Source organism: Roseovarius sp. MBR-154, from assembly GCF_053628595.1.
Genome location: NZ_JBRJGR010000017.1, coordinates 64,118 through 88,745, shown reverse-complemented (window position 1 = coordinate 88,745; position 24,628 = coordinate 64,118). Strand labels below are relative to the sequence as shown.

The 24,628-nt window shown below is 60.2% G+C and carries 25 protein-coding genes and 1 pseudogene; 6 read left to right on the top strand and 20 right to left on the bottom strand.

Features of this window, described 5'->3' with window-relative positions:
• A partial coding sequence (locus ACSSV4_RS17485; RefSeq protein WP_454276367.1) for a strawberry notch-like NTP hydrolase domain-containing protein occupies nucleotides 1-2,398 on the bottom strand: 2,398 nt, incomplete at its 3' end.
• A gap of 176 nt (nucleotides 2,399-2,574) precedes the next feature.
• Here ACSSV4_RS17485 and ACSSV4_RS17480 point away from each other — a divergent pair.
• Entirely contained in the window at nucleotides 2,575-2,871 is a 297-nt protein-coding gene (locus ACSSV4_RS17480) for a hypothetical protein (protein ID WP_111369415.1), read from the top strand.
• A 99-nt stretch (nucleotides 2,872-2,970) separates the two neighbouring features.
• Here ACSSV4_RS17480 and ACSSV4_RS17475 read toward each other — a convergent pair whose 3' ends face one another.
• From ACSSV4_RS17475 to ACSSV4_RS17425, 11 genes are all read right to left on the bottom strand, one after another.
• Complete coding sequence (locus tag ACSSV4_RS17475; RefSeq protein WP_454276366.1) at nucleotides 2,971-3,798, bottom strand: hypothetical protein; 828 nt, start codon at nucleotides 3,796-3,798, stop codon at nucleotides 2,971-2,973.
• A 264-nt stretch (nucleotides 3,799-4,062) separates the two neighbouring features.
• The gene (locus ACSSV4_RS17470; RefSeq protein WP_454276365.1) at nucleotides 4,063-4,290 is read right to left on the bottom strand and encodes a hypothetical protein; all 228 of its coding nucleotides are present in this window, start codon (nucleotides 4,288-4,290) and stop codon (nucleotides 4,063-4,065) included.
• Nucleotides 4,291-4,417: 127 nt separating this feature from the next.
• On the bottom strand, nucleotides 4,418-5,437 hold the full coding sequence (locus ACSSV4_RS17465) for a nucleotidyl transferase AbiEii/AbiGii toxin family protein (RefSeq protein WP_454276364.1): 1,020 nt from the start codon (nucleotides 5,435-5,437) through the stop codon (nucleotides 4,418-4,420).
• Nucleotides 5,430-6,023: an AbiEi antitoxin N-terminal domain-containing protein gene (locus ACSSV4_RS17460; protein ID WP_354545325.1), complete on the bottom strand. Its 594-nt coding sequence runs from the start codon at nucleotides 6,021-6,023 to the stop codon at nucleotides 5,430-5,432. Before ACSSV4_RS17460 ends, ACSSV4_RS17465 begins: the two co-directional genes overlap by 8 nt.
• Before the next feature lie 57 nt (nucleotides 6,024-6,080).
• Nucleotides 6,081-6,725, bottom strand: coding sequence for an antitoxin of toxin-antitoxin stability system (locus tag ACSSV4_RS17455; RefSeq protein WP_454276363.1), 645 nt, complete (start codon nucleotides 6,723-6,725; stop codon nucleotides 6,081-6,083).
• A complete protein-coding gene (locus tag ACSSV4_RS17450) occupies nucleotides 6,718-7,137 on the bottom strand; it encodes a hypothetical protein (RefSeq protein ID WP_454276362.1) in 420 nt (139 codons plus the stop codon). Before ACSSV4_RS17450 ends, ACSSV4_RS17455 begins: the two co-directional genes overlap by 8 nt.
• 102 nt (nucleotides 7,138-7,239) lie before the next feature.
• Complete coding sequence (locus ACSSV4_RS17445) at nucleotides 7,240-7,437, bottom strand: hypothetical protein (RefSeq protein ID WP_454276361.1); 198 nt, start codon at nucleotides 7,435-7,437, stop codon at nucleotides 7,240-7,242.
• Nucleotides 7,437-7,910 carry a DUF6878 family protein gene (locus tag ACSSV4_RS17440; protein WP_454276359.1) on the bottom strand — a complete coding sequence of 158 codons (474 nt, stop codon included), beginning with the start codon at nucleotides 7,908-7,910 and terminating at the stop codon, nucleotides 7,437-7,439. Before ACSSV4_RS17440 ends, ACSSV4_RS17445 begins: the two co-directional genes overlap by 1 nt.
• Before the next feature lie 108 nt (nucleotides 7,911-8,018).
• Complete coding sequence (locus ACSSV4_RS17435) at nucleotides 8,019-8,537, bottom strand: DNA repair protein RadC (protein ID WP_454276358.1); 519 nt, start codon at nucleotides 8,535-8,537, stop codon at nucleotides 8,019-8,021.
• A 109-nt stretch (nucleotides 8,538-8,646) separates the two neighbouring features.
• The gene (locus ACSSV4_RS17430) at nucleotides 8,647-9,087 is read right to left on the bottom strand and encodes a JAB domain-containing protein (RefSeq protein WP_454276357.1); all 441 of its coding nucleotides are present in this window, start codon (nucleotides 9,085-9,087) and stop codon (nucleotides 8,647-8,649) included.
• Between the two features lie 125 nt (nucleotides 9,088-9,212).
• On the bottom strand, nucleotides 9,213-10,412 hold the full coding sequence (locus ACSSV4_RS17425; protein WP_454276355.1) for a DUF932 domain-containing protein: 1,200 nt from the start codon (nucleotides 10,410-10,412) through the stop codon (nucleotides 9,213-9,215).
• 130 nt (nucleotides 10,413-10,542) lie between these two features.
• Here ACSSV4_RS17425 and ACSSV4_RS17420 point away from each other — a divergent pair, with 130 nt between their 5' ends.
• Both ACSSV4_RS17420 and ACSSV4_RS17415 read left to right on the top strand, forming a co-directional pair.
• Entirely contained in the window at nucleotides 10,543-11,331 is a 789-nt protein-coding gene (locus ACSSV4_RS17420; protein ID WP_454276354.1) for an AraC family transcriptional regulator, read from the top strand.
• A gap of 56 nt (nucleotides 11,332-11,387) precedes the next feature.
• The gene (locus ACSSV4_RS17415) at nucleotides 11,388-12,035 is read left to right on the top strand and encodes a LysE family transporter (RefSeq protein ID WP_454276353.1); all 648 of its coding nucleotides are present in this window, start codon (nucleotides 11,388-11,390) and stop codon (nucleotides 12,033-12,035) included.
• 81 nt (nucleotides 12,036-12,116) lie between these two features.
• Here ACSSV4_RS17415 and ACSSV4_RS17410 read toward each other — a convergent pair whose 3' ends face one another.
• Nucleotides 12,117-12,521 carry a single-stranded DNA-binding protein gene (locus ACSSV4_RS17410; protein ID WP_454276351.1) on the bottom strand — a complete coding sequence of 135 codons (405 nt, stop codon included), beginning with the start codon at nucleotides 12,519-12,521 and terminating at the stop codon, nucleotides 12,117-12,119.
• Nucleotides 12,522-12,943: 422 nt separating this feature from the next.
• On the opposite strand from ACSSV4_RS17410, the pseudogene ACSSV4_RS17405 reads away from it, so the two are divergent.
• Nucleotides 12,944-13,265, top strand: a pseudogene (locus ACSSV4_RS17405) (H-NS histone family protein).
• A 307-nt stretch (nucleotides 13,266-13,572) separates the two neighbouring features.
• Entirely contained in the window at nucleotides 13,573-14,775 is a 1,203-nt protein-coding gene (locus ACSSV4_RS17400; protein ID WP_454276350.1) for a hypothetical protein, read from the top strand.
• A 287-nt stretch (nucleotides 14,776-15,062) separates the two neighbouring features.
• Here the strand turns inward: ACSSV4_RS17400 and ACSSV4_RS17395 are convergent, their stop codons facing one another.
• The 7 genes from ACSSV4_RS17395 to ACSSV4_RS17365 form a co-directional block, all read right to left on the bottom strand.
• Nucleotides 15,063-15,227, bottom strand: coding sequence for a hypothetical protein (locus ACSSV4_RS17395; protein WP_165375273.1), 165 nt, complete (start codon nucleotides 15,225-15,227; stop codon nucleotides 15,063-15,065).
• A 387-nt stretch (nucleotides 15,228-15,614) separates the two neighbouring features.
• Nucleotides 15,615-16,088 carry a hypothetical protein gene (locus tag ACSSV4_RS17390; protein WP_454276349.1) on the bottom strand — a complete coding sequence of 158 codons (474 nt, stop codon included), beginning with the start codon at nucleotides 16,086-16,088 and terminating at the stop codon, nucleotides 15,615-15,617.
• Nucleotides 16,089-16,187: 99 nt separating this feature from the next.
• Nucleotides 16,188-18,371 carry a ParB/RepB/Spo0J family partition protein gene (locus tag ACSSV4_RS17385; protein ID WP_454276348.1) on the bottom strand — a complete coding sequence of 728 codons (2,184 nt, stop codon included), beginning with the start codon at nucleotides 18,369-18,371 and terminating at the stop codon, nucleotides 16,188-16,190.
• Nucleotides 18,372-18,549: 178 nt separating this feature from the next.
• Nucleotides 18,550-19,599, bottom strand: coding sequence for a helix-turn-helix domain-containing protein (locus ACSSV4_RS17380; protein WP_454276347.1), 1,050 nt, complete (start codon nucleotides 19,597-19,599; stop codon nucleotides 18,550-18,552).
• 155 nt (nucleotides 19,600-19,754) lie between these two features.
• Nucleotides 19,755-20,825 carry a plasmid partitioning protein RepB gene (repB, locus tag ACSSV4_RS17375; protein WP_037240183.1) on the bottom strand — a complete coding sequence of 357 codons (1,071 nt, stop codon included), beginning with the start codon at nucleotides 20,823-20,825 and terminating at the stop codon, nucleotides 19,755-19,757.
• Nucleotides 20,825-22,012, bottom strand: coding sequence for a plasmid partitioning protein RepA (gene repA / locus ACSSV4_RS17370; protein ID WP_037239335.1), 1,188 nt, complete (start codon nucleotides 22,010-22,012; stop codon nucleotides 20,825-20,827). Before repA ends, repB begins: the two co-directional genes overlap by 1 nt.
• 282 nt (nucleotides 22,013-22,294) lie before the next feature.
• A complete protein-coding gene (locus ACSSV4_RS17365) occupies nucleotides 22,295-23,176 on the bottom strand; it encodes a recombinase family protein (protein WP_454276346.1) in 882 nt (293 codons plus the stop codon).
• 130 nt (nucleotides 23,177-23,306) lie between these two features.
• Between ACSSV4_RS17365 and ACSSV4_RS17360 the strand changes: the two genes are divergently transcribed.
• Nucleotides 23,307-24,347 carry an IS110 family transposase gene (locus ACSSV4_RS17360; protein WP_454276345.1) on the top strand — a complete coding sequence of 347 codons (1,041 nt, stop codon included), beginning with the start codon at nucleotides 23,307-23,309 and terminating at the stop codon, nucleotides 24,345-24,347.
• Nucleotides 24,348-24,628 lie beyond the last annotated feature (281 nt).

Genomic DNA, 24,628 nt, shown 5'->3' with positions numbered 1-24,628 from the left:
GGAGAAATAATGTGAAGGACGTGGCCCTGAACTCCCCGAATGATAGCGATAGTCCCGCGTTCCTTCGCATTATCGCGTCCTCGCGATTACGCACCTTATGCGCAGCTGCGCATAACGTGCGGAAGGCCCCGGCATAGGCATCGTAGATGCCGCGCTGCTCCGGCGTCAGCGCATGCTCCAGCATCTCGTATTCAACGCCGTCATAGGAGAGCGAGCGTGCGGTGTAGAGGCCAAGGGACCGCAGGTCGCGGGCGAGGACCTCCATCGCGGCAACGCCGCCAGCTTCGATAGCTTGCACAAATTCCGCCCGCGTCGAAAACGGAAAGTCCTCGCCACCCCAGAGCCCGAGGCGCTGCGCATAGGCGAGGTTGTGCACCGTCGTGGCCCCTGTCGCCGAGACATAGACCACGCGGGCATTGGGCAGCTTATGCTGCAGACGCAGGCCGGCCCTGCCCTGCTGCGAGGCCGTGACATCGCCGCGCTCGCCTTTCGATCCAGCGGCGTTAGCCATGGCGTGGCTTTCATCGAACAGGATCACCCCGTCGAAATCCGCCCCCAGCCAGTCGACGATCTGATCGACGCGGGACTTTTTTGCGCCCCGCTCCTCGGAGCGCAGCGTGGCATAGGTGGTGAACAGAATGCCCTCCGAGAGCGGGATGTCGCGGCCTTGTGCAAAACGCGACAGCGGCGTGACCAGCAAGCGTTCCTGGCCAAGGGCAGACCAGTCGCGCTGAGCGTCCTCGAGAAGCTTGTCACTCTTCGAGATCCAGAGCGCCTTGCGCCGACCCTGAGCCCAGTTGTCGAGCACAATCCCGGCCGACTGGCGGCCCTTGCCCGCCCCGGTGCCGTCGCCAAGGAAGAAGCCGCGGCGGAAACGGACAGCGTCCGTGGCATCGTCGGGCGCGGCCGAGACCATGTCGCCGGTTTCATCGACAGTCCACGAGCCGGCGAGGTGCGCAGAATGCGCCTCGCCCGCATAGATCACAGTCTCAAGCTGCGCGTCAGAGAGCAGGCTCTCGTGCAGAACGGCGGCGGGCAGTTTCGGGCGGTAGGAAGGTTTCGGGGGCGCAACGGACGCCATCGCCGCCGACTGCACCAGCTTCGTCGGGTGCGGTGCCGCGTCGGGAATGTCGATGGCCTGAAGCCGGAAGGTCTCGTAGATCGCGTCGGAAAGGCGCGCGGTATTGGCCTCCTCAGTCGCATCGCGCAGCGCATAGGCCAGATCTTCGGCCTCGATTTGTGCGCTGGACTGGTGGGAACTGGCCGCAGGGGTCGCGCGCGATGTACCGATGGCAGCGCGCGTGGCGCGGGCAGGATTTCCCGGAAAGGGGGAAGAAGGGCCCTGCCCGGCGGGTGCGACCTGCGCCAGCGCAAGGCGCGGGGGGACGTGCGCAGTGATCAGCGAGAGCAGGCTGGCAACATCCAGCGAAATCGGGCGCGCCAGATCGGCTGTGATGCCGCCCGCCTCGCCACCGCGGCATTTGTCGAAGACCGAAATCCGGGTCTCGAAGCTGGTGCCGTGCTTGGCGAAGGCGGTACCGGACACCGCACCCGTAAAGACCAGATGCGCGGTCTCGGTCAGGCGGGCAAAGGTTTCCACCAAGGCGGGTGCGTCGGGCGCAAAACCCGCTCCCGTGATGGCGACCAGCCGTCCGCCGGGGACCAGGCGCGCGAGCGCCGAGCGCAGATGCCGGGCTGTCGCCTCGGTGGTGCGGGCGTCGACATTGGCCACCGCCGAGAATGGCGGGTTCATCAGGATGACGCTCGGGCGCAGATCCGCGTCGAGATGATCGTCGATCTGTGCCGCGTCGAAGCAAGTGACAGGTCGGCCCGGAAAGAGGAGGCGCAGAAGGTCGGCGCGGGTGTCGGCAAGCTCGTTCAGCAGGAGGCTGCCGCCTGCGATCTCGACGAGGATCGCCAGAAGGCCTGTTCCAGCCGATGGCTCGAGGACCAGATCGCGCGGTGTGATCTGCGCCGCCGCCAGTGCCGCCAGCCCCATTGGCAGGGGCGTCGAGAATTGCTGGAAGCGCTCCATCTCCTCTGAGCGCCGGGTATGCGTGGGCAAGAGGCACGATACCTTGGCGAGGATCGGCAGCAGCGCCGCAGGCGAGCCGGCCCGTGCAAGAAGCGCACGGCCAAATTTCCGCAGGAACAAGACCAGCGCTGCCTCGCCTGCTTCATAGGCCAGCTTCCAGTCCCAGGCGCCGGTCGCATCAGAGCCGCCGAAGGCGCGCTCCATCTCAACGCGCAGGTGCCGCGCGTCGATCTGGAAACCCTGCGCCAGATCAGGCTGCAGCGCCTCGGCCACGCTCAAGATCGCAGCCGACGTATCGGGGGAGGGGATGGGGACAACAGGCGCAAGCGCGCGCTCGGTCGCAAAAGGGGCGAGATGGGTCATCGGGAAACTCCGGAATGAGGGACAGGGTCAGGCCCGGACACCCTCTTTCGGGCACCCTCAGGCCTGACCTTCCCCGGCCCTCCTCTTCCTCTCAAACCCCATGATTTCTGCAGGCGGCTTGTTTTTGTTCCCGTTATGTTCTATTATGAAAGCCCAGCTAAGAAGGGAAATCCCCGATGGAAAGCACCACTTACGCCCTGCCCGCGACGCCAAAGCAAATCGCCTATGCGCGCGCGCTGGCCCTGCGCAACCAGACGCTTTTGCCGTGGGAGGTTCAGCAAGATCGGCGCTCCCTGAGCGCCTGGATCGACGCACAAGCCAAGCTCACACCCGCGACAGCGCTGGACAGCCTGCCCTCGTCCAAACAGGTCGCCTTCGCCGAACGCCTCGCCCGGATCAAGCGCCGCGCCGTGCCGGACGAATGTTTCCGCGACAAGGGGCTGATGTCGAAGTGGATCGACGGGAACAAGTGATGGGTGTCTGCTGAAACCCAGAGTATGAGGCGCAAGGCCGTTGCTCACGGAAGCTCTGGCGTAAACTTTTTATGACAGTAAGTATTTAATGTGGACAGCTTAGGGTTCTGACACTGTCGCGTTCGGAAGCAGATAATCCTCGAGCCGCTCGACCACCCTGAGGCAAATATCTGCAAACCGCTGTACATCCTCACCAAGCAGCGTGACGGTCTCACCCGGTTCGTGATCTTCTGAGAAGCTCGCATAGTGTTCGTCTGCCATGCCGAGATTGTGGCCGAGAACGTGGCGCTTTTGAATGTTCAGACGCAGATTTTCGATTTCGAGATCGTTCAGGCCGTCAAATGGGTCGATCCCAATCTTGGCAAACACACTCCTACCACGGTCAACATTCTGGAAAGCATTGCCGATCACTTTTTTGCCAATGAGTTTTTCGACCCTCTCGGGCAAATGCGTGCGAACCAAGTACGCATGAACCGTCTTCAGCGTCGCTTCAAAGGCGGTCAGAACATCTTCATGCGCGTTCCCCATGACGCGATAGGCAATCTCGCTTCTACCCTGTTCATCGAGGTCATCTGCCAGAGCAATCTGCTCCCCAACAATCTCAACCTCGCGACGAAAATGCATCGCTACGTTCGGTGCTCCGCAATCGGGACAGAACAAGGCGAGTGCGTAGACCCCGTAGGATCGACCGCATACTCCGCAATCTAGGCTGCGCAGCAAATCCTCTCGTATCGCAAGCGGTTCAACACGCCGCCGCGGCTTGTGCTCCATCTTCATGGAGATGAGGCCACCTTTTCCAAACTTGCGGTTGAAATCCTTGGCATATTCACCGAGCCAATCGCTCACATCATTTTCGACCAACCAGAGCGCGTGCTTTTTCACCGCCGCAATATCATCAGCGTGTGTGAATTCCTCATCATCAGCCATATGGCCGGAATACGGACAGACCGTTTGCCCCGGCCCCGGCTCGCGACGCATGCGAGACCTGTTAACATCTGAGATCGTACGCTCTTCTGGTGCCTCACCCACTAGGAAGAGACGCGGGGCAGCATCCTCCTTTGGGGAATAATGATACACCTTGCCCGAAGGACTCGTTGGCCTGGGCAGCGAAAGTTCCATTCGATCCTGCGTTCCGCCCGTCCGATACTTTTCAAGATTGCGAAGCCTCAAGTCCTTCATGTCCTGCCTCCATCAATCTTCTTTCACGGTCGTGCGAGGGTTACGCTTTGCAAACCCCTCAGTCACGAAACGTCCGGTTTTGGCGCTGTGCGCCGACCCGGTCGCGCCGCCGCCTGTCTTTTCATAGACCGTCGTGTTGGGGCTGCGCTTTCCGTGCGCCGTGGTGACGTAGCGGCCTGTGATTGCGCTGCGGTAATGCCCGTCGCCGCCTGATTTCTTTGCCATGCCCTCGGCCTCCATATCGTGTGCCAGAATCGATAACTGACCCAACATATACCATAGACGCCGCTCGGAACAAAGGTGGAACGAACCTCTCACTGCCCGAGAAGCTTTTCGCATAAAACCCGTTCCCATCGGAAAGGTTCCCTCAAGTTTTGAAAGCGGCATTCGCCCTGAGCGCGATCTCAGCACAGCGGTCCATCAAAACATCAAAGGGCTCTGGTGACGTGGCGAAGAGACCATCTTCGACCATCCGGCGGTAATCATCTGCGAGAACAATCAATGCCTCACCACTTGGGACCAGTTGAAGATGTCCAGCAATCGCTGCGTCGTAGTTGACTTTTTCGCCATCGGCGGCCTTTTCAGAGAAGAACATCGTCTTGTGACGAGCCACTGCGGCCGCGAGCGCCTGATCTTCGATGGCGGCAGCGGCAATGCCTGCCTCATCGAGCCTGGAAAGGTCGTGCCAGTGGCGCGAGAAGCGATCACTGCGCAGGCGGTTCTGCAAGCAGAAGACGTGGATCGCTGTCGCCTTCTCCCAGAACGTTCGCTCGGCATGCATGACACGGGGACGCGCCACCGGAAACTCCACGCCTTCAATCGCAGAAGCAGCATCGCAGACAATGTTGCGCGCAGATGCGGGCTCTCCGGTGGAGCGCGCCCCGAATTCCAGCATCACGCTCGGCGAAACATATCCCGTACCTTGAGCGAGGTTGGGATAGTTGATGAACAACTTGTCGCCGTCGAGGCGAAGCTCGGCTTCGATTCCATCCTGCTCGAGGGCTTGCTGCAAGATCGGCTGGACGGTCCCTGCCACCCATTCGGGCAACGCCTGTCGGATCCGCTTTGACCAACGCCGCTCTTCGCTGGATGAGACTGGCATGGCATCCTCACGACCATCCAGCAAATCCGGGATCAGCGCGCGGATATCAAAGGTCAGATCTACATCTTCGGAAAACCGGTCAATGACCTGATAGGCCTTCGAGAGCGAGGTGCCACCCTTGAAGACAAGGCTGGCACCGATGGGCGATCCGAATAGCTGCTGGATCGCCCAGACAACCCAGACGTCCTTTTCGAGCAGATGGCTCGGCCGCCCAAGCTGATCGGCTGCGACACCAAGCGCGTCCAGACGGTCGCCAGCGCTGAGGCGGAGGAACGCCTCAGCCATGGACCAGTTTCCCGATCATTTGTGCCAGCCAGGTCGGAAACTGCGGCGCGACAGTGATCAACTCCATCTTCGCTGTGTCCGTGAGCTTGGAACGCAGGATAGGCAGAGCGCCGGTCGCTTGCTCCGGCCCAAGCCAGGCAAGAGCACGCACGACCTGCCCGGAGGTCTTATTCCCAAGGGCCAATTGCCAGCGCGGCGCGTGGCGCAGCTCGACCACTTGGCGGCCAAGACTGAGTACACGACTTCGACCAGAGGTGAGATAGACCGACTGAACCGGCACCTGCGTCGTCAGGCCCAGGGCATTCGCAGCAGAAGCGCCGCTTGGGACGATCGTCTCGCCCCTCTGTGCAGCAAGCGCCTCGATCGCCTGTTCGGCCGAAGGGCTACGCGGGCCGAAGCGCGTCTGGACCGGGCGCATGTAGATCCCGCGTCCGGCCCGGATCAACTCTCCACGCGCGGCCAAGCGCGAGAGGGTCTGATCGACTGCCGCGCGCGACCCGAGGTGCAAAAGCCCCTTCGCTGCCAAGGGCACCCCCTCCGGCAACGTTGTTGCGACTTGCATAATGCTTTCAGTCATGCGCTCCATGATCGCTCCTTTGTCAGAAACATAAGCGGTTTTCTGACAGGTTTCAACTCTGCGTTCTCACCCAAACCGCCGCCCCCCTGCGGTGAAGGTGTATTCATTGGCGATGATGCCGTCCTCAACGGACTCGTCCGAGGTAAGGTGGTCGTATTCACTCTGTAGCTGACGGTAGAGCCAGCGGGCGAGATCGCGGATCGCCTCGGTCACAATCTCTTCGGCATCCTGGGTGGGCGGTTGCCAGGTCGGGCTGTCGCGGGTGACGTCCACGGACATGGTATATTCGTGGTAGTAGCGACCGCGGTGGCTGACCTCGGCAGCGAGCTGGTAGAAGTTGCGCCGCTGGATGGCCTGCAGCCGGTCGGCAATGCCATGCAGCGTCGCATCCTGGGGCGCATAGTCCCGGATGCGCGCGGCCGCGCCCTTGGTGTGGCTGAGGTATGCTTCAAAACAGGCCCCATCCCCTTGGCTCCAGAACCCAGAAAACCAGATGCAGGGCTTTGCCCGCGTCCCTCCGCCCATCAGCCGCACGGGGGTTGTTTTGAGCCGGACGCCGAGAATATCGCAGATGCGCTCGAAATCATCGTACACCGCGTCCCACCAATCATCATGGGGGCCAAGCTCGCGATACCAGCTGCGGGCCTTGTCCTTGGCCGCATCCGAGAGTTCAGGGAACTGGTAGACTGTTGTGCAAATGACCTCAGGCATGTGCGTCCTCCCCATTCAGCGCGGCGGCCAGCCATTCTTGCGTGCTGGTCGCGCCGATCAGTTTGCGCGCGCCCAGATCGATGACATGCGCGCCACCGCCGAACGCCTCAATGCGTGGCCGTGAGCAGGTCAGGGCGTAGCTGAACCCCCATAGGCCGGTGAGGTCGAGCTCTCCCGCAAGGCGCAGCACGAAACGGATGACCGCCTCAGGATCGCCGCTGTCACCATTGTGGATCCAGAGGGTCGATCCTAAAGAATCGGTCTGGATCAACAAATCAAAGCCGCAACACAGCGCCTCGGTCTCGGAATAGGCGTCGTTGCGCAGAGCGAGAAACGCTTCATAGGCGCGCGCCGCCTTGTCGGGCTTACCGACATCCAGCAGGCAGGAAAAACGGGTGAAATAATCCGCCATTGGGGTCTCCATAAGGAAAGGCCCGACCAATGGCCGGGCGTGTGGGTGTGATGGTGATGGTGATAGTGATGGTGATGGGTTGGGGCGATCAGGGGGGCGGCGTCAATCCGCGCCCACTGGCGTGGTCTCAGCCTGCAGGTTCGCGTGACTGGCCAGCATGGCGCGGTAGAACCGGTGGCGCGACGCCCGCAACGGGTGCATGCGCCGCAGGCTGGGATGCAGCGCCCGGATCGCCGCGCGCAGCACGGCGCAGGGTGTGGCGCTGACAGCCAGGCCAAGGCGCGCATAGGCCGGGTCCATCAGCGCGCGCCTGTTGGGTGTGGGTTGTAATCCAACAGGTTCGCGCGCGCAGCCGCATCAAGCGAGAGACTCCCATCGGCAGCCGGGGTCGTGCCCGAGGCTGCGCGCAGGTCCTGCAGCACATCGCAGGCCAGCCGCGTGATTGCGTCTGATAGCGGCAGCCTGTGAAGTGCGTCACCCGGAGTATCCGGGTCCAGATCGACATAGGGGATGTCCATATCCGGGCAGGCCACGCGCGTGGCATCGGCGAAGGCCGCGATGCCGGTGATCAGGCAGGTGTCATCATCACAGATGAAACTGGCCGCGACATGGGTGATGCCTGCACCCATCAGATGATCATAAAGCAAGGCCATATTGGCCGCGATCAGTGCGGCAATGCGCGCCTCGTTCGACGCATGGCCGGCATGGATCGCGCGAAAATCCGCGCGGGCGGGGGGCAGTGGGGCCATCAGCGTGGGCTCATTCTGGCGCATGGGTCTCTCCTTGACATAGCTGCGGGTCGACGCGCCCTTGCGAGGGGATGCACTCGGCTCTCCCCCGCAAGGCGCATCTCTCCTCATCCCTCCTCTGTCTCTCGAGCGTCACGCCGCGATCTGCAGCGCCCGGGCGGCAAAGGCGCGCCAGATCGGATCGACAAGGCGGGCATCCAGCAGATCAGCACGGTGACGCAGCCGCTGCGCCAGTTCAGGCTCGTGCCAGTCAATGGCACGGCCAGCCTGGGCGCGCAGCTGAACCGCCTCGGTCACGACGGCCCGCGCCTCAAGAGCATTGGCGACAGGGTGGCACCAAGCCACAGCGCCATGACTGGCGGCCCCGGCAAGAACCAGGCGCTGGTCGCAATCAAGGATGGCCAGAAGCTGCGGCGCTGCATCGGGGCCGTTGTCCACGGCAAGCTCAAACGCCCCCTGCATGGCATCGGCCAAGGTCGCAAAACGCTCAACGACCACGGGGGCAGCAGTGCCCGACATCAAGGCTGCAGGCGTCCGGCGCATCCGCGTCAGCGCGAAAGGCAGGCTGGGATCAGGAGCGACAGTCGGGCAATTTGGAACGGGCCCCATCGGACGCGGGCTCAGCTGGATAGGCAGGGGAAGGTCAAACATGGCAATATCTCCGACGGCGCGGGAAGCCACTCTCCCCGCCTCATCCGTCAAAGACCAAACCGCCACCCTCTTCCTCGAAGGGGCGACGGTGATGGATCTGGCCACAGCCTCAGAGTTTGCCGAGACCTCGCAGGCTCAGTTCCGTCCCGGCACCGACGATGATGTGGTCATGCAACGTCAGGCCGAGATACTTGCAGCCCTTCTGGATCTCATTGGTCATGCTAAGATCGGCCTCGGACGGCGTGGGATCGCCAGAAGGGTGATTGTGGATAAGGATCAGGGCGCTGGCGTTCAGCATCAGGGCGCGCTTGATCACCTCGCGCGGATAGACGGGGACATGATCGACTGTGCCGGTCGACAAAAGCTCATCGGCGATGATGCGGTTCTTGCGGTCGAGATAGAGGACATGGAATCGCTCGATGGGACCTCGGACGGTCAGAGCGCAATAGTCCATCAGCGCCTGCCAGCTGCCGATGACCGGGTTTTGGCTAAGGTAACGGCCGAGGATATCGCGGGCCTTGAGGATGACGGTTTCTTCCTGGGGGGTCATGGGCGTCTCGCTGAAATGCGCACGCCGACGCCCCTGTCCTTTCGGGGCAAAGCCAACGGCGTGCATGTTGAGAAAAAGGTGCAGCGGCCGCCCCGGTATCGGGCGATCGCTGCATGGGCGTTTGGTCAGCCGACCCGGTCGAGCAGCTTTTTGGCGCGCCCTTCCATGTCGAGGCGCGTATCCTGCTGGGTCTTGTCGCGCGCAAGCCGCGTGATGCCCTGCACGAAGTCGAAGATGCTCTCGGGCGGGCGGCCCTCTTCCATCAGCACCTTCTCGATGATCTTGCCGGACTCCGCCTTCGAGAAGCCCCGCTTGCGCAGGAAATCCGCGCGATCATCATCGCTGCGCGCCACGATCTGCCGCCGCGCGGCCTTGATGCCATTCACGAACCCCTGCGGCGAGGAATTGGCAAACCGCGTCAGCGCCGGGGCCGCCTCATGTGCGAAGCGCGACGCGGCGTATTTCGAGTGGCGGATCCGGATCTCCTGAAAATCCTCGACGCCCCAGAGGTTGCGGTTCTGGCAGACAGCCCGCAGGTAGAAGCTCGCCATGCCGAGCGTCTTGGCTCCGACCTCTGAGTTCCAGCAGTAGAAGCCCCGAAAGTACAGATCAGGGGAGCCGTCCGGCAGCTTGCCCGCCTCGATCGGGTTGCGATCATCGACCAGGAACAGGAAGACATCGCGGTCCGAGGCATAAAGCGTAGTCGTGTCGCGGCTGATCTCGACATCAGGGTTGTAGACCCCGGTCGACCAGTCGAGCACGCCCGGCACCTTCCAGCGCGTGTCGCCCGTGCCATTGCCCGCGATGCGCTGCACCGCCTCGACCAGTTCGTGGTCATGGATGCGGCCATAATCGGGGCCGGTCACCGCGCGCAGTTCCGTTCGGCCATCTTCAGTCTCAAAAGTCTTGACCTGCTCGGCGCGATGATTGGTCAGACCGTACTGCAGGTTGATGCCCGCCAGCGGCGCGGGCAACTGCCGCAGGTAGGAGGCCGGGGCGCCGACGATGCTGGCAAGCTGGCCGAACGCCCAATGCGTGGGCGCGACCGGTTCTTGCGCCTTCGGCAGCATCAGGTGCAGCCGCTCGGGGTTGTCGCGCGCGGCCTCGACCCGGATGTCCGCCGTCTGCACCACACGGGTGCGGCTGCGTTCCGACCGACCCTTCACATTGGCCCAGAGATCGTCGAGCGACAGATACCGCTCGTCATCGGGCCGGTTGAACCATTCGGACGACACCCGCCCGTTCCGCTCACCCCGGCTCACATCCACTTTCCAGCCACCAGCCCGCGTCGGCTGCACCGGATCCAGAACTTCTACAACGCCCATCGGCATTCCTCCGTGACAGGCGCCGGGAGCCACTCTCCCAGCCCTCAACCCGTCACCGGGAAACCGGCACTCCTCTTCCTCTCGACAATAGAAGGCTGTAGGCTCAAAAGCGTGAAAAGGAGCAGATACGTTGACAGCGACTCAAAGCAAATTCCGGCGTTACCGTCGATTTGAGGTTGCTGAATTCGATTGCCCGCAGCACGTATTCCCGAAACACAGCCATGACGAGTTCGTCATCAGTGCCAATATTCGAGGGCGCGAGAACGTCACGCTAGACAGAAAATCCCATGATGTAACCACGGGGCAACTTACTCTCTATAACCCGGCGCAGGTCCAAAGCAGCGAGGCTGCTTCCAAGGAGTGGGCTTTCGCCTCCATCTATATTGCGCCGTCGGACTTTTCGTTTCTGACTGGCGCAGACGAGAATGTCGTTTTTGAAGATCAGTTTCCGCAATCTCCGGCTCTGACGGATGACCTGATCTATTTTGTGAATTCGGCACTGAGGGCTGAACAAACTGAAGCTGATATTGAGCTTGGGCTTGCCGAATTCCTGCTGCAATTGATGGAGCTTTCTGGCTCTGCTCCTTCGCCGACGGAACCCTTGAGGCCGCATCAGATTCATTCGATCGCAACGCGGTTGCTGGATGAGATTTCGAGCCCGCCATCCCTCGATGAGATCGCACGCGAGCATGGAACAACGCCGGTGAACATCGTCCGCGCGTTCGCCGCCTCTTTCGGGGCTCCGCCTTTTGTGTGGCTCAACATGAAGCGCATCACAGAAGCGCGGCATCGACTTCGCCGGAAGCAAGCATTGGCTGATGTCGCCTATGCACTGGGTTATGCAGATCAGGCGCACTTCACCCGCCGGTTCAAGGCCGCAACAGGGATGACACCCGCCCAGTTCGCTCGCATGAAATAGCGTTCAAGACCAGCACCTCCCAGGAGGTCTAGATCCTCGCAAAAAGAGGATCACACATGCTCAGTCTGTTTCTGTCTGCCTTCCTTCTCGGACTTCTGTTCAACGCGGCTCCGGGCGCGATCTTCGCGGAAAGCCTTCGCCGTGGTATCCGGGGAGGCTTTTCACCAGCATTCGCGGTGCAAATCGGTTCGCTGGTCGGAGACTTCACTTGGGCTGTTCTCGGCCTGCTCGGAGCCGCGGCGCTGTTCACGCTGCCCAAAGTCGAGCTTCCCTTGGCTCTCGCAGGGGCCGCGTTGTTGTTCTGGCTTGCATGGCAAAGCCTGCGCGATGCCCTGTCGCCAGTGCCGGAGTTCGACCCATCGTCAGGAAGGGCGGGATCTGCCTTCGTTGTCGGGGCCGCACTTTCGTTGTCCAACCCGCTGAACATTACGTATTGGGCTGCCCTGGGAGGGACCGTGACGACGCTCGGTGTCGCCGAGCCGGGATGGACCGCCTTCTCGGTCTTCCTCGGAGGTTTCATGCTGTCGTCGATCCTGTGGTGCTTCGTGTGCGCCGGCCTCATTGCGGCGAGCCGGCGCTACGTGGGTCAGGTACTGTGGATTTCGATCAACGCTGGTTGCGCGATCGGTCTGGCGATCTTTGGTTTCATGGTCGCCATGAACGCGATTACCGGCAACTGGGAAAGGTTCGGCGTGGCACTGTGACTTCGTCAACCGCTACCCAAGGACCGAAGGGTAAGGCCCGGCGGGTTTCCCCACCGGGCCTTTTCGAGAGAGACCCCGTTCTCAGAACGGGATCTCGTCGTCGCGGTCGACCAGCTCTGGGTTTTCGGTCTCGGCCGACTTCGGGCGGCTCAGGAAGTCGACCTTCTCGGCGATGATCTCGCAGCCGTAGCGGTCGTTCCCCATGCTGTCGATCCACTTGGTGTAGTGGATGCGGCCGTGGACGAGGACCTTCATGCCCTTTTCGCAATGCTCCGCGACCGTCTTGCCGAGACCGTTGAAGCAGGTGATCCGGTGCCATTCGGTGTCCATGACCCGGTAGCCGTTCTCGTCGCGCAGGACGCGACCTTCCGAGAGGCGGGGACGAGAGGTGGCGAGGCTGAAGTTGGTGATGTTGGTACCGCCCTGGGTGGTGCGGGTTTCGGGCTTTTGGCCGATGTTGCCGGCGAGGATGACGATGTTCTGCATGGTAAGCTCCTGTGTGTCCTGTCTTCGGGACCGTCCCTTCGACAAGACCCGGAAAAAGCCCGTCGGGTGACGCGCGCACGGTGGACGGAACGGACGCCGGAAACCCCCAGAGGACCGGGGTGGAGCGGGCCGGACGCCACAGGCGGCCAACACGGCCCGGGCTGACGCGGGGTTGCGCGCAGGAGACCGAACGGGATTAGGGGATTGTCAGTCGAAGGGATGGCCCAGGAGACAGAGAGGCGCGGGGAGCCCATGCCAGACCCTGTCATCCCGGCAACCGGGACAGCTTGACCCCCAGTTCAGCACCTCCCTAGCGACGAAACGGCGACCAACAGCCTTTGCCACCCCTGCCTTCCGGGAGTTGCGGCAGCCTGCCGCGAAGGGCTATCGATACCGGGACATTCAGGACAGGGGCCGCATCAATGGCTGATTACGATCTCGAGGCACTGTCGCTCGGCGAGCTGAAGAAAATGCCTCAAGGACGTCGCCAAGGCGATTGCCACATTCGAGGATCGGCAGAAGGCGGAAGCCCGCACCAAGGTCGAATCTGTGGCCAGAGAAATGGGCTACTCCCTGGCCGAACTGGTCCGGACAGATAGCAAGGCCAAGCGCGCCCCAGTCGCACCGAAATACCAACACCCTGAAAACCCAGCGCTCACCTGGTCCGGTCGTGGGTGTAAACCGCAGTGGTTCGTAGATGCGCTGGCTGCTGGCACAACTTCTGGTCATCTGGAAATCCGCTGAAAGATCACCAACCCTGCGACTGAAGAGCCCGAGGCTGGTCGTTGGCCCACCCATTATTTGGGCCTGGCGCTGCGTATGATAGAAGCGGCCTCAACTGAGCCGTCAGCGTGGCTGACCTGCCCCCGTCGAGCGACCGTCACAGAGGGCGAGAAGCAGGCATTTACTGAGCATACAACATGGATTCGTTAGAGCTTGAAAAGCTGCCGTTGTGGTGAGTTCCTGAAACTCTCCTCCTAATTGCTAGTAGAAGACAACGGCAGGCACTATATTATGTGTAATTCGGCGCAGCGATGGCAAGGTATAGACGATGAGTGACGATGACTCCGACGATGGGAAAGCCAAAGGTATCGACATTTCCAAGGTTGGCGGAGAAATGAGCGATGAAGAACGCGCGGCGGCGGATGAACGGCTGAGGAAGCAGTTCAAAGAATTGGCGGAAGGCAGCGCCGCAATGAAGGACGCCCTGCGCGATATCGGCGGCGCAAGCGCTATTCGGGAAGCCATGGCGTCCGCAAATCGTTTACAGGACGCCATCAAAGCCAGCGGCATTGGTAGCATGCAAAATCAAGTCAGAGAAGCCATGAGCAGCTTAGCGACGAGCGGTATTCAGGATCAACTATCCACCCTGACGGGTGCAGGTGTCATGGATCAGTTCAACGCCGAACGGGAGGCGATGGAAGAAGTCCGGAAAGCGGCACTAGGGGGTTTGCCAGAAGGCTACATGGACCATCTGGTGGGCGCTCAGACAACGGCTGCTCGATTGATTGAAGAGATGCGTGAGAACCATCGCTTAATGTTCCAGCATGTCGACATCTTCGCGGATTTGCGGCGTTCGATTGAGGCGGTTACTTCTTTCGATCTGGATAGCGTTCTCAAAATCCCGCGTATGGATAATTTACTAGATACTTTGGGCATTGATCGTATCGGGTCCGCCTTGGCAGCCGCCGACGCGGCAAGTATTCTCGGTTTTCCATCAGCCTTCAATGACGATATTCTTGCAGTAACATCGCAGATTAATGGACAGATGTCGGCGCACAGGATGGCGCAAGAAGCCACTTCAGCGGCGCTAGGGCTAGGTATCACCGAACGGCTGGAAGAGATGCTGGCGCGCAGCATAGCGGCCCAAGAAACTCTTGTTGACGAATATCGTGAAGCAGCCAAAGACGCGAAAGTTGAAGCGGCTTTTCATCGCCGGAACGCCACGATTTCCACGATTATCAACCTGTTGATGTTTCTTTTGGCTCTGGCCCTGCAAATTGAAGAGCGAATAACTGATAGAGATGAAGCGGTTCGGGCCAATACAGAGGCGGTGCGCGAGTTGCAGCAATCGTTTGATGGTATGGCGTCCCAGATGGAACGCTTGCGGGTGCAGGCAGAGTCTGCATCTGCGGAGGAACAGGCTGCTGATGCGGCTATCACAGACCTACTAAGAGAAATCGCTAATACATTGGCAGAGCAATCGGATATGGAGGGGGAAGACGCTGACGCAGAGCCTCCCCCGGCTGACTAGATAGTTTGTGAATAGGGACGAGGGCGCGTCAGCGGCTCTTTTCATAGGTTCGGAAATGTCCGGTCTCACGGGTCGCAGCGCGGCGGCAGTCGTCTAAGTTGGACAGCGACTTTGGCCCGAACACGTCGAACATCCTGACTTTGTGGCAGCCGCGCTGCAACTAGCACCTCTGCGGCTCCGGGCGTTTGGCGCTGCGCCATCAAGCATCCGCAGTTCCTCACCGGCGCGACGACGCAGCAGGAGGTGCTTCTGCGCCTCCGCGTGAGGCTGCGGAGGTAACCGTGGGCCTAAGCCCACGGGTCAATCTCAACCAGCACCTGAACCTCGTCGCCGTCGATTTCATCGGCGGGGACGGCGCCGAAGGTTCCATCCCCTGCCTGGAAGACGACGATCGAGACCATGAGGGTGGCGGCGAGAGAGGCGGCGAAGGCGTGTGCATCTTTGCGGGACATTTGTTTGGCTCCTGTCTTGGAGGCGGGGAACCATCCCCCGCGCGACAGGACCTCGAAGGCCCGAAGACTGGCTGACATCACCGGGTGCGTTCGGCTCGTCCGAATCCGCCCGGCGGCACGGGCTTGCCCGTAGTCCGACCCCTCGCGGGTTGATTTTGAGCCCAGGATTCGGGCCAAGGAAGGGAATGGCGAGCGGGGGATGGTCCCTTAACGTCAGGAGCCGGTTGTCCCGCTGATGCTTGGAACGCCGCCAGCCTCCCGGCCACGCTCTTGGTTGAAGACGTCCTTCCTTGGGGATGAATCCTTTGATGCCCCGCGAACTCAAAGGACAGGGTTGTGATGGATGAGAGGCCCGCACTTTGGCAGGCCCCTCGGTTTCAGTTGGGCTCAGGCGGCCAGGTCCGCGCCCCCTGCCCTTTCGCTGTTCTCATCGCCGACGATTTCAAGTCGCGCGTTGAGGTATCCTTCCTTGGCGATCCAAAGCTCGGCCACGGTAATGGATTCCGCCAGATGCAGCAGCTCCGTGTTGCCGCCGAAGTCGAGAAGCACGCGGACCTGTCCGGGCTTCGGTTCCTCGGCCACTTCGAAGACGAGGGTGCTGTCAGCAGAATGGCTGCGCATGATGGTCACGAGGATCACCCCGTCCGAGGAGAAGTTGCCCTCATGCAGCGTGAACGACGCGGGAGCCGTCCAGGTCGGATAGGACCGGGGTGGCTCCTTTTTCACAAGGCGCCCAACGCCGTTCGAGCGCTGCCAGGCCGCCAGCTTCTTCGTGAAGCGTGCCGGGGGCTTGGGACTGCCGTCAGTGTAGCGAATGAGCGCCCCGAGGGGCGCGGTGTCGATGATGGTTGTTGCAGACATGATTCCTCATTCCGAATGCGAACAATCGCACTCATCTTATTGATATCGTTACGTTATAGGGTGATTGGGGGCGGAAAACCCGCCCCCCGCTGGATCACGTTACTCCGCGGCCAGCATCGACGCGCTTTCAGCAGGCAGGCCATCCGTCAGGAATGCAGGAAGGTCAGCTTCACTGACGCTGTCGGCCACTTCAGCATCGACATCCGCCCCCTGCCCTTCGGCATGGTCCTCACCATCCAGCGCCACGAGATCGTTCCGGCGCAGGACCTCGGGCAACCAGCCACTGCCCTTCAGCAAGCGCTCGGCCTCACTGGCCATCTCGCCTTTCTTCAGGTGATCAAGGAGCTGGGCAGTCCCCTCCCCTTTGGCCTCGCGCACGGCCTCGAGGATGCGGGCCTTGGGCACGCGGTTGAGATAGGTGTCGACCGTCGGCTCCCAGCCCGCCTCGACCATGTCGAGATCTGTCGCGCGCGCCACGAGATCGGCATGCGCCATCCGCCGGGTCAGACCGCCAGCAGAGATGCCTGCTCCGTAAGGGTTGACCTTCTCATGCAGCGCGTTGACACCGAAGCTGAGGCAATGCGCCAGCAAGGCCATACGGCTGCCCTGGTCAAGGACCGTCAGATAGTCCCAGAGCGCGGCATCGTCGCCAAGCGGCAGATCGGCTTCCCATTCCGCATGACGTTCGTCGACCAGCTTGGCCACCACACTGTCCTTCAGATCGGGCGCCTGCGCCGACATGTAGACCTGACGAACGGATGCCTCGAGACAGCTGCCCGAAGCTGAGGAGGTGCGGAAGGTGTCCGTCACCAGCTTCAGAAGCAGCAGCGTCAGCGCGACATCCGGCGAGCGCCCGATCGCTTCACGCAGCGCCAGCGTCCGGTGGGCCGTCAACTCCATGACCAACCGCTCGGGTAGTGGCTTCAGCGCTCCCTCATCCTCATCCTCCGGCAAGTCAGCTCCGATCGGCTGGCCACCCGACATGATGACGGTTCCGCCATGAGCGGCACTGACATGGCCATCGGTGAGATCACGATAATACCCCTGCCCCGTCACCGCAGGATCAGTACCATCCTGGACCGCGGTCTCCTCAACGGGCTCATCCTCTGGGCGCACATAGCCGCGATAGATTGCAAGCGCGCCGTAGCGGTCGAGCGTGACGAACGCCCCTGCCCGCCCGATCTCTGTCTGATCGAAGATCAACGGCCGGGTCTCGATCTTGTCCATCTCCGTTTCCAACACGCCAAGCTGCGTGTCGACCTCGTCGGGGATTTCATCCTGACCCGCGCATTCCTCTTCCAGCGCCCGATACTCGGCGAGCAGCTTGGCATGGGCTGCACCTTCGTCATCCGTCATCGGTGCCGAATCGCCGGACAGAGACCGCAGGCCGTGGCTGTAGCCGTAGGGCAGGTCAAGTGCGACCTCGATCCACTTCCAGCCCTCAACCGCAACCGTCTCAGCCTCGGCCTGGAGTTTTTCCGTCACCAGCCGATCGAGCAGGGCAGGGTCCTCGAGCCAGCCACCTTCATCGCCCTGAAAGAGGTCATGCAGCATCGTGCCGCCCGCCGCTTCATAGGCCTCAACACCCACAAAGACCGCACGCCGATCGGACGCCCGGACCGAGGTCTCGGTCAGCATGCGCCGGATCTGGAATGGCTCCTTGTTCCAGGATGAATGGATCACATCCCAGACCTGAACCTGACGCGCGTGATCGGGGTTCACGGTGAAGGCCATGAGCTGCTCCAGCGTCATGCCATCCTCGGCGTAGATCTCAAGCAGGGCAGGGGCGACGGAGGCAAGTTTCAGGCGCTGCTTCACGACCTGCGGCGTCACGAAGAAGGCCGCAGCAATCTCTGCGTCGCTTTGGCCCTTGTCCCGCAGCGCCACAAACGCGCGGAATTGATCGAGCGGGTGCAGGGCGACGCGCTGCATATTTTCCGCAAGGGAATCGTCCTCGGCCAGGATCGCGGACCCCGCATCCCGCACGATGCAGGGAATGGGCGTGGTCTTCGCCAACCGCTTCTGCTTCACCAGCAGGGACAATGCTTGGAACCGGCGGCCACCGGCTGGGATCTCGAACTTGCCGGTCTCGGTCCCATCGTCAGCCAACACGGGCCGCACGCTCAGGCTCTGCAACAGACCGCGGCGGGCGATGTCTTCGGCGAGCTCCTCGACGGACACGCCAGCCTTGATGCGCCGCACGTTGGACTGACTTAGCACCAGCTTGTCGAAAGGGATATCCCGCGAAGGGGACAGGGTGATTTTCTGGACAGCTTTGGTCATCAGTTCTTCTCCACGACGGGCGTCGGAAGCCACTCTCCCGATCTCACTTCCCGTCACCCTCAAACCAGTCCTCCTTTCCCTCTCGATGACCTTATGGTTGGAACTATCTGGGAAAATTCGCCGGAGGATCGAAGACTACGCTCAATTACAAGCTGGTTGAGTGAGCATGATAAGACCATCACATCCCTTGCCTCATCATCGCGTCTAGGTAGGCGTTGGTGTTCCTCACCTGTCCTGTGCTGGCTCTCAAAATTAATTCGTCGAGTGCAATAATGAGCTGCCCTGGACCTCTTTCTCTAAGGTGTCTCATGATCCTGCCTTGTTCTATTCTCAGCAATTTCCCGACATCAGCCATCATGTTCACAACGGATTGATGATCTCTTGGTTCATTTGGGAAGAAGTCTGATACGTTCTTCAGGTCCGTCCAAGCCATAGTTTTTGGATCTCGGCGTTCATTAAAACCAGAGCTGCTGCTAGCACCTGTAGTATCCTTTTTTATATTCAATCTTGTGGGCTCTATGTGCCGGACATTTTGTCCGTCGTCGCCGGACAATTGGTCGGGCATCGTTTCCTGAGCGTCACGGTTTCCGGCCGGAAACTCTCTGATGGTCTCTCCGGCCAACTCTGCCAACTTCGTGATAAGTTCTATGATTTCGTCGGCTTTGAGAGTTGCACGGCGTAGGATGTTGCGCACGTTTTGGAGAAATGTGAATGTCTCATCATCGTTTGCTTGGCGTAAAGCTTCGACGCGAAGAGCCAGCGCCTCCGCCCTGAGTGACCGTAGCTCTTCCTGATCGCCGACAAGCTGTTTTGCGTTTTCTGTGAGTTCACTTTCCCGATCAAACATTGGCTGTAGATCGAAGCCAAAGGCATCTTTGATCAATCCACCGTAGCGAAGAGGGAACCGTTTGCGGGTTGCGCTATCCCTGCGTTGGATCAAATTGGCGTCCACGAGGCGTCCGATACACCGTCGGATCGTTCTCTCGTTCAGACCGTTCGTTCTCTCAGACAACGATGCGTTTGAGGGGAAGACGGTAGTCATTGAAGCTGTTTGTCCGGCCTTCTTCGGCATGAAGCTGATTAAGGCCTGCAGTGTCACAAGATCATTTGGTGTCAAACCGAGTTCTTTGCGAAGTGTTCGGATCGGCTCGATGACCCTGTACGGGTTCGTACAGGGTACAGGAGATCGTTCCGCCAAGGCGGGTGAGTGAGAAAATACCTGTCTCATGATGATGTCGGCTGAAAAAGCTTCCCCGTTCACCGCGAACGGTGTTGAAAACGATTCGGCTTCGGGGTATCAATCAGGTGTCTAAGCTAATCGAGGCCCTTCGGAAGCACTGCTTTCGGGGGGTCTTTCCTTTTCTGGCCTGTCCTCCTTTCTGCTCAGTTTTCGTTATCGTCTATGTCAGGACCATCAAGATCCTGCTCCCTGCCGGAGACTGGGTTACCTATGGGTTCCATTTTCTCTGGGGTAGTGATCTGCCCCGGACCAGCGGCCTTCGCGTTCGCCAACGCGATAAGAGCGGCCTCTGGATTCTCAGAGATCCACTTATGAAGCCCGTCATCTCCGTTCTTGACGGTGATGATCACGTTTCTCTTTGTGACCTTCACCATCCCGAGTTTTGTCTGAATTGCCGATGGGGCAGGGGGCTTGTGCTGTTTCAGGAGCCCTTCGAAGACCGCAAAGCGTTCGTCGGAGGTCTTGCCTGAACCTCTGGATTCCATGAGAGCATCATGAAATTCTCGGTTTCCGGCCGGAAACCCTTCATCTCCAGAGAAGCCAAGGCTCTCATAAGACTTTGCGGCAGCATACCAACGATCCCGCCCAACCCCGGGCGCCGCCCCGATCTTTTGGATGAGTTCAGTCGGAATACAGGAAGTGACTTGTTTCATGCGAGCAAGTCCCGTGAGCTTGTCACCGGCTTTCCTGGCTTTCTGATCGATGTTGAGGGCGTCACAGACCAGCCCCTCATCCTTGCCGGACTCTATGAGAGAACGTGCAAACAGGGCTTTCTCGATCCAGCTGAGGTCTTTTCGGAAGCTGTTCTCTTGGCCTTGTGCAAGAATCGCTTGATCCTCATCCAAGCCTCTGATGAGAGCCTTGGCGGGCTTGCCGATAAGTCGAAGGGCCGCTAATCGCCTGCGCCCATAGATGATCCTGTATCGCCCCCCTTCGGGGCTAAGAAGTATCGGGATAAGCTGTCCCTGCTTGTCAATGCTTTCAGCCAGTTCCCTGATGTCATCTTCGTCATCCAGGGCCAGACGATCCTGGAACTCGGAATCATCAATAAGGTCGGTACTGATTTCTTGAATTGAAGATTGTGCCGCATCCTGAAGAGAACGGGCCATTCCCGAAAGGGCAGGGGCTCGTGACTGGGTTCGAGTCGGAGAAATCGACGAGTTCTCCTGCTTTTCTTCATCCTCGGGAATGTCGAATGTGACTTTGCGGGCCATTACTTGCGCCCCCATGCCGTTTTGATGAGCCCTTCGACCTCCGCCACAACCCCGTTGATGGACTCGATAGCCCGATCGTACGTCTGGCGATGAAAATCCGTTCTGGCGATCTCGAACAGTGTCTGTTGCGTGAGCCCAGCGTCAGAGACTGCGGAGGATTTCAGGAAAGGCTGTGTAAGAACGTCATCCGTGAACATGGTCCGCAGGAATGCCGCCATCTGGGTTTGGGGGCCGTCATTGGGCTCGAAACGAGTGATTAGAAACCTCATGAAATCCCAGTCGGGCGATGCGCCCACATCAGCAATTGTTGCCATGAGGCTGGATGTGAGCTGCAGGAATTGGGCCATCGAGGCGACGTCAAGCATGCTTGGAATGACAGTGACGACTAGGGATGTCGACGCTACCAAAGCTGATAGTGTGGTAAACCCGAGTTGGGGTGGGCAGTCGATGACGACAATGTCGTAGTCTGTCTCGACTTCATTAATGCAAAGGGCAAGCCGCTGATAGAACGGCGGCCTGATATTGTTTCGAAGGGCGTGTGCGGTTTCGGTCTCGAACTCAGAGAGCAGCAATCCGGCCGCAGCTAGATCGAGGTTGTGGAAATACGTTTTGCGCACAACGTCTCTAAAGGGGATAGGGTCCTCGTACCGTAGGGCATCGTACACCGTTCCGGCTTCAGGGAAGTCGATTTCCGGCCGGAAACCGAACATGGTGGTCATTGAGGCTTGCGGGTCGAGATCGATTGCCAGAACTCGATAGCCGTCAAGGGCGAGCTTTTGGGCCAAATGGATCGCTGTTGTCGTCTTTCCGGCGCCCCCTTTGAAGTTGGCGATCGAAATGATCTGTATATGCTCCCCTTCCCGACGACGAGGAACGATATGCTGGAACTTGGTACTTGACCGAGCAATTTCGTGGCGCGCTATGTCGATCTGCTCTGCAGTGTAGAACCTGCGGCCGCGGGCATCGGTCTCGATGTCACCGAGATCGAGCTTGTCCTCGAAGAACATCTTCCGCAGAAAATCCTGGCTTACCCCGAGGATCTGAGCAACCTCCGTGGATGAGAACCGTCTGAGAGCCTTTCGTTCATCAGGTAGAAACGACTTGCGCATATTTACATCAAGCGATTTGCTTAGACGTGTCGCCATCGTTTGGATCTTTTGATCCATTCTGATCCGCTGCTCGTTCATGCCCGTCCCGCCGCCCGTCTTCCGGGTCTATCTTGAGAAGGAACGCAAAACCGCCGGAAACTGACGGTTGGCGTTCTTCCGCAAAAATGTCAGGAAAGCGTTTGACAGGCAAGGATTTTTTCAAATGGTAGGCCGGTGCCCGATGAAATCATTTATTTACAATGACTTATCTTATTTCATGGCTCCAGCGCGTCAAGTGCTTGTGTCGCTACCATCTCTTAAACGCAAGATGTACCCGATTCACATAGGCGGTTTTGCTTCCAAAGAACGAATCTTCGTCTCTTAAATCATTCCCAGCTTCTCAGCCCGCTCCAGTAGCATCTTAACCGAAGAAGGCTGCCATCTCGTTCGGCCACGTGGTGTGCGTTCGCGCATAGATTCCAGCCGTTCACAGATCGCTTGAAGCGTGATGTCGGGATCTGCGCCCTTGATGCCAGCAATAATGGCGGGCAGGCGATCGTCCGTTTCGCGGCGCCCGGCGCGGGCCAGCACCTCGGTAGGCAAGAAGCCGTCGCGGACATAGGCCTTCACAGCGCGCAAGAGACGACTTTGGGTCCAGCGACGCGCCTCGGGCAAGGGGCCGTTGATGATGCGCAGCACGTCCTCCCAAGCCAAGTCGGGTCGCAACCGGCGCACATGGGGCACCCAATCTTGTGCCGTCTTGTTCAAACGCTCCATGTAGCCGTCCTGTCGCGCCAGCCGCACTTTGCGAAGAGCAGCAGGGTCTTTGGCACGCAGCCCAGGGTTCCCGCCCACGCGGCCCTTTGTGCGCGCGCTGGCGAGGCCGGCCTTGGTGCGTTCCCGGATCAAGGCGCGCTCGAACTCAGCCGCAGCGCCCAAGACCTGCAGCGTGAACTTGCCTTGCGGTGATCCGGTGTCGATCGGGTCCTGAATAGAACGGAAGAACGCACCCTTGGCCTCGAGCCGCTCGATCACCTCCAGCAGATGCGACAACGACCGCGCCAGGCGGTCGATCCGCACGACGACGAGCGTGTCGCCCTTGCCGATGCGCTCCAACACCCGCGCAAGCACCGGCCGCGCACGATTGCCGCCCGAGGCTTGCTCCTCAAATATCTCGACGCAACCTGCAGTCTTCAGAGCCTCTGACTGGGGCAGGGGGGTTTGATCCTCGGTTGATACGCGGGCATAACCTATCAGGGGCATCAAAACAGGCCGTTTGCAGTTTCATATACCGCCAATAAACGACATGGTGTGATTGCGGCGGTCGCTCTCCAGTGGCGAACGAGGTCCGGTATGTTGGCCTCATGGATATAAGCCGTGAGGAGAACGACCTATGGAACATTATGCTGGCTTGGATGTGTCACTGAAAGAAATTTCGATCTGCGTTGTCGATGATGATGGCAAGACCATCGCGCGCGGAGTTTGTCCTGCGGACCCGGAAGGCGTTGCCGGTTGGTTTCGCAACCGATCGCTCACGCCACACCGGATCGTGCATGAGAGCGGGATGCTTTCTATCTGGCTGCAGCGCGGGATGACGAAGCTTGGCCTGCCCACCACATGCATCGATGCCCGCAAAGCGCACAAGAGCCTGTCGGCGCGGCTCAATAAATCGGATGCTGCCGATGCCGAAGGCTTGGCGCAGCTCGCACGCACCAACTGGTTTACTCCGGTCCATATCCGTAGCGAAGAAGCTGATCGGCTCCGCAGCCTGATTGGCGCGCGCGAGCGTCTGATCCGTTTGCGCAAGGACTTGGAGGGACACATCCGGGGCGTCCTGAAAACCTTCGGCATTCGCATGACCGGGGTTGGTCAGGGTCGACAGAGACAGGCGTTCCGCGATCAACTCGCAGCAGCTGGAGAGACTGATCCGATCCTGCGCACGATCGCTGATGGCTTCATCGCGGCCCATTCGACTCTGTGCCAGGCGGCTGATGATCTCGACAAAGCCGTGAAGAAAAAAGCCAAGGCGCACCCCGTCGCGCGCCGTTTGATGACCATTCCGGGCGTCGGGCCGGTGAATGCGCTCAGCTTCATTGCCCTGGTCGATAATCCAGACCGGTTCAGCCGGGTGACTGATGTCGGCGCGTTCCTCGGGCTCACACCAAAGCGGCATCAGTCTGGCGAAATGGATTGGTCGGGACGGGTGTCGAAGTGCGGAGACGGGACGATGCGAGGACTGCTGTTCGAGGCAGCGTCCTGCTTGATCCGCCAGGTGAAGCGTTTCTCGCCATTGAAGAGCTGGGCTGTGCGACTGGCCGGACGACGCGGGTTCCGAAAGGCCGCAGTCGCAACAGCGCGCAAGATCGCAGTCCTGATGCTGACGATCTGGAAATCTGGCGCGGACTATCACTGGACAAAGGAGGCCACTGCCTGATCTGAATTTCCGCCGCTGAGAAGGCGGGAAGCGAAGTCCCGACGGGACGGAGGTAGATCGATCTCGTAAAAACGGTTGGGGCGCAGGCTCGCTTACCCACCCCGCAAACGACATTGGAGACGATCCACCACCGAACACCATCATGAGGCGCAATGCGCGACCTCGGAGAGAACCATGACCCCGGACGGACAGATCGCCATCCCGCTTGACAAAGCCGCAATCAGAGAACCGTTTGATGGCGGTGAGAAGATCGCCGCATCATGGGCCGTTCGTCGACGGGT

What these genes read in the sequence shown, in the direction of transcription:
- ACSSV4_RS17480 (WP_111369415.1), top strand. Translation starts at nt 2,575, where the DNA reads ATGGAAAGCACCACTTACGCCCTGCCCGCGACGCCAAAGCAAATCGCC.
- ACSSV4_RS17475 (WP_454276366.1), bottom strand. Translation starts at nt 3,798, where the DNA reads ATGGCTGATGATGAGGAATTCACACACGCTGATGATATTGCGGCGGTG.
- ACSSV4_RS17470 (WP_454276365.1), bottom strand. Translation starts at nt 4,290, where the DNA reads ATGGAGGCCGAGGGCATGGCAAAGAAATCAGGCGGCGACGGGCATTAC.
- ACSSV4_RS17465 (WP_454276364.1), bottom strand. Translation starts at nt 5,437, where the DNA reads ATGGCTGAGGCGTTCCTCCGCCTCAGCGCTGGCGACCGTCTGGACGCG.
- ACSSV4_RS17460 (WP_354545325.1), bottom strand. Translation starts at nt 6,023, where the DNA reads ATGGAGCGCATGACTGAAAGCATTATGCAAGTCGCAACAACGTTGCCG.
- ACSSV4_RS17455 (WP_454276363.1), bottom strand. Translation starts at nt 6,725, where the DNA reads ATGCCTGAGGTCATTTGCACAACAGTCTACCAGTTCCCTGAACTCTCG.
- ACSSV4_RS17450 (WP_454276362.1), bottom strand. Translation starts at nt 7,137, where the DNA reads ATGGCGGATTATTTCACCCGTTTTTCCTGCCTGCTGGATGTCGGTAAG.
- ACSSV4_RS17445 (WP_454276361.1), bottom strand. Translation starts at nt 7,437, where the DNA reads ATGGACCCGGCCTATGCGCGCCTTGGCCTGGCTGTCAGCGCCACACCC.
- ACSSV4_RS17440 (WP_454276359.1), bottom strand. Translation starts at nt 7,910, where the DNA reads ATGCGCCAGAATGAGCCCACGCTGATGGCCCCACTGCCCCCCGCCCGC.
- ACSSV4_RS17435 (WP_454276358.1), bottom strand. Translation starts at nt 8,537, where the DNA reads ATGTTTGACCTTCCCCTGCCTATCCAGCTGAGCCCGCGTCCGATGGGG.
- ACSSV4_RS17430 (WP_454276357.1), bottom strand. Translation starts at nt 9,087, where the DNA reads ATGACCCCCCAGGAAGAAACCGTCATCCTCAAGGCCCGCGATATCCTC.
- ACSSV4_RS17425 (WP_454276355.1), bottom strand. Translation starts at nt 10,412, where the DNA reads ATGGGCGTTGTAGAAGTTCTGGATCCGGTGCAGCCGACGCGGGCTGGT.
- ACSSV4_RS17415 (WP_454276353.1), top strand. Translation starts at nt 11,388, where the DNA reads ATGCTCAGTCTGTTTCTGTCTGCCTTCCTTCTCGGACTTCTGTTCAAC.
- ACSSV4_RS17410 (WP_454276351.1), bottom strand. Translation starts at nt 12,521, where the DNA reads ATGCAGAACATCGTCATCCTCGCCGGCAACATCGGCCAAAAGCCCGAA.
- ACSSV4_RS17400 (WP_454276350.1), top strand. Translation starts at nt 13,573, where the DNA reads ATGAGTGACGATGACTCCGACGATGGGAAAGCCAAAGGTATCGACATT.
- ACSSV4_RS17395 (WP_165375273.1), bottom strand. Translation starts at nt 15,227, where the DNA reads ATGTCCCGCAAAGATGCACACGCCTTCGCCGCCTCTCTCGCCGCCACC.
- ACSSV4_RS17390 (WP_454276349.1), bottom strand. Translation starts at nt 16,088, where the DNA reads ATGTCTGCAACAACCATCATCGACACCGCGCCCCTCGGGGCGCTCATT.
- ACSSV4_RS17385 (WP_454276348.1), bottom strand. Translation starts at nt 18,371, where the DNA reads ATGACCAAAGCTGTCCAGAAAATCACCCTGTCCCCTTCGCGGGATATC.
- ACSSV4_RS17380 (WP_454276347.1), bottom strand. Translation starts at nt 19,599, where the DNA reads ATGAGACAGGTATTTTCTCACTCACCCGCCTTGGCGGAACGATCTCCT.
- repB (WP_037240183.1), bottom strand. Translation starts at nt 20,825, where the DNA reads ATGGCCCGCAAAGTCACATTCGACATTCCCGAGGATGAAGAAAAGCAG.
- repA (WP_037239335.1), bottom strand. Translation starts at nt 22,012, where the DNA reads ATGAACGAGCAGCGGATCAGAATGGATCAAAAGATCCAAACGATGGCG.
- ACSSV4_RS17365 (WP_454276346.1), bottom strand. Translation starts at nt 23,176, where the DNA reads ATGCCCCTGATAGGTTATGCCCGCGTATCAACCGAGGATCAAACCCCC.
- ACSSV4_RS17360 (WP_454276345.1), top strand. Translation starts at nt 23,307, where the DNA reads ATGGAACATTATGCTGGCTTGGATGTGTCACTGAAAGAAATTTCGATC.